Consider the following 2,842-nt stretch of genomic DNA (forward strand, 5'->3'; position numbering starts at 1 on the left):
GGCGGGCCCAGCGACCGACGCCGGAATCGCCGCGAGGTCGCTGACCGCTGCTTCCGGCAAAAGAATGGCCGAGCCCGCCAAGGGGCCGGCCGGCCGGGTGACCGTGGCCGTGCCGGGCGTCAGGATGTCAGGGATGTTGACGAGAAAAATGCCGGTGTCGGTCGAGAGGACGAGTGTCCGGCTCACGCCATTGCGGCTGCCGACCTGAATCCCGGTGATCGTCACGCCGGCCAGCGAGTCACTGGTGATCTGAGACCAGTTATTCCCGCCGTCGGCCGAGACGAGCAACCCCTGGCCGACGTCCCCCAAGCCTCCCGCGGAACTTACTTGCCCCGACCCCGCATAGACCACGTAGCCGGCCGCGACGGAGTTGTCGGGGTCGACCGTCAACGCGCTCATCGCGAGCGAGGCGAAGTTGTCCGTCTTCGCGACCCACTTCGGGGAGGGGACCGTCTCCCACCGCGCCGTCGTCATGGCGGGGGTGTTGGCAGGCGAATCCGAGAACCCCAAGCCGAGGAAATTATTGACCGTGCCGACGTAGCCGTAGTACGCCGGCGTATCACGCGCGGAGGGGACCAGCCGGTAGATGTTGCGGCGCACCGTGCTGTGCGCCGCCATCGGCGCGTCGAACTCGGGGCCAGTCGGGATTTTTCCCAGACGGAGCATATTCGCCACCGGGAACGCGACCGGCAGCGAGGCGTTGCTCTCGACGCCGGCGGCATCGACGAACGTGACCTTGTAGACGGCCATGTCCAGCGGGGCCGGGTCTGTCGGGCTTAGCACCCGCCCCGCCACGGTATTCGCCGTCATCTTGCTCACGTCCGGCGCGGGCGGGAGGGCCGGGTTGTCGATTTGGTTGACGTCCACCTTCGCGGTCTGCGTGATGTCGGCGGTCTGCCAGACGCCCGCGCTGGTCGTGGCGACGAAGGCCGGGTGCGGGTGGGTTGGGTCGGGCGGCGCGACGGCGAACGCCACCACGGCCCCCGCGACGGCGTTCTGTTGATTACCCAACAGGCCGTCGGTCCCCAATTGGCCGTTGATGATCTGGGTGGGGCCTAAATTCGTCCACTCGGGCGCGTCGAGGAGGGGCGGCACGCCCACGTTGATCGCCGGCGTGATCCGGTCTTCGAGTTGCTCGATCCGAAGCGATCCTCGCGCGGGGGGCGAGGACTTCTTGCGCCGACCAGTGCGGAGGCCGAACCACTTTGAACCTTCGGGATTAACGCTCATCGCAGCTCTCCTGTGTGGCAAACGCCGCGCAGCTCCCCTGGCCCCGGCGGCGCGACGGGGACGGGCGGCAGTCGCGGTCGGTGACACGGGGTCACCGACCGCGACCTGGTTTGGCGAAATTTCGGACGCGGTCAGTCACTTCGCCGGACGAGACACAGAGGCAGTTGCCCCTCGTCTCGATTCCGGCGGAGGGTCGTCGGCTTACTTCATGTCGTCGATTTCCTTCCAGAATTCGGCGACAGGCTTTAGGTTGATGTGAGTCAAGCCCGAAAAGGATTTCAAGAACTCCCGGTGGCCGGCGTGGTATTCGAGGCCCAGATGCGTGAGCGGCAAGTCCTTGATCGGCTCGAAGTCAGACACTTTCGAGCCGTAAATTCGCAAGGACTTCAGTTGCAGCCCACGCAGCGGGCCCAAGTCGGACACCGGTGCGTGCTCCAAAATCAAGTATCGCAAGGATTTCATTTCCTTGAGCGAGGACAGGTCGGACACGGGGAGGCAGGTCAGATTCAAGTACTCCAGCGGCATGCCTTCCAACGACTTCAGGTCGGTCACCCGGTCCGATCGGTACAAGTCCAGCGACACTAATGGCATGCCTTTCAGCGGCGTCAGGTCCGACACCCCCGTGGACATCAACTGTAATGACTTCAACTTCATCCCTTTGAGGGCCGAGAGGTTTGACACATTGGTGCCGGCCAATCCGAGGCTGGTCAACGACATTCCCCGCAGGGGGGAGATGTCCGCGAGCGACCCGTTGCACTCGGGATAATCCGAAATGTTGAGTGTCCGCAGGCTCTTCAACGCCCGGATCGGCGAAATGTCCGTCACGTGAGCGGAGCGGAACGTGAGGCCGGTGACCTCATCGTTCTCCACAACGGGGACGACGACGCCGTCGCAGAGCGGATTGAGTTCCTTCAACCGCGCGCCGACCGCCTTCGCCTGCTCCACCGCCGGCATGGCGGCGACCGACCGTTCCCACGCGGACTGGCCGGCCGTTTCATCGGCGGTCGTCGCCGGGGGAACCGATTCGCGGCTGACTCGCACCACCCGCCGGCCGTCTTTCACGACGGCGATCAGTTCCCGGCTCACTAGTTCGCCATTTTTGGTGGCCTCGACCGTGTGCAGGCCGGGTTTCAGGCGAATTTCCTGGGCCCCCGTCCCTGTGATGACCAGATCCGAGCCATCGACCACGACCGTTACGGTCGGGTCATCCACTTCGACAACCAATGTCCCTTGCGCCGAGGCCAGACGAATCACCGCTCCGCGAAGGTTGGTGACGCCGGCCGCCTCCGAGAAACCGAGGCTGACGGCAAACGCTAGCGACACGGCCGTGACAGCGGCCCACCGATGGAGGCGGCGACGGTGTTTGACCGCCGGCGTTTGCCGGGGCGACGGCGTGGCGGCCAGATCCGTCGCCGGAAGGGGAGCCGCCGAGTAGTGGGCCAGCAAGTCCGCCACCTCTTGCGCCGTGTCAAAGCGATCTTCCGGCCGCTTGGAATGCAGGCGGTTGATGATGTCGCACAGCCATGTCGGCGTCTCGGGCGCGACTTCCGGGATCGGCCGCGGCGTGTCCTCGGCCACCCGTTTGAGGATGTCGAGCGTGCTGTTCGCCGGG

1 protein-coding gene and 1 pseudogene are annotated in these 2,842 nt (G+C 65.4%); both read right to left on the reverse strand.

Annotation, left to right across the window (positions count from 1 at the left end):
• On the reverse strand, positions 1-1,230 hold a 1,230-nt coding region (locus BGIM_RS56560), incomplete at its 3' end, for a beta propeller repeat protein (RefSeq protein WP_040892488.1).
• Positions 1,231-1,431: 201 nt separating this feature from the next.
• Positions 1,432-2,842, reverse strand: a pseudogene (locus tag BGIM_RS66335) (hypothetical protein); the annotation flags it as partial.

This window comes from Zavarzinella formosa DSM 19928, assembly GCF_000255705.1.
GTDB lineage: Bacteria > Planctomycetota > Planctomycetia > Gemmatales > Gemmataceae > Zavarzinella > Zavarzinella formosa.